The sequence below is a fragment of the Peribacillus sp. SIMBA_075 genome (assembly GCF_046534585.1).
Window position 1 is genome coordinate 1 of the sequence record NZ_JAWRYN010001130.1, and the last position, 253, is coordinate 253.

The window sequence follows — 253 nt, forward strand, 5'->3', positions numbered from 1 at the left end:
GCATCAGGCGGTGAAACTAATTGATACGATGTTGATGAAAAATTTACAATTGGGTTTTCGGTTGGTAATGACGTTACAGTAACTTGGAACGAAACTGTTACTGTAGTCCCAGCTGTTATAGTCCCAATATTTACACCGTTCGATGGGTCCGCACCGCTTTGGGGAATGCCATTAATAGAAAAAGAGTTTGTAATAAATGTAGTTCCGCTTGGCATTGTATCAGTGAATATAACATTTTGTGCGGCGGAATTTC

1 protein-coding gene is annotated in these 253 nt (G+C 39.9%); it reads right to left on the minus strand.

The features are described from left to right. A partial coding sequence (locus tag SB775_RS31830; protein ID WP_410865281.1) for a hypothetical protein occupies positions 1-253 on the minus strand: 253 nt, incomplete at both ends.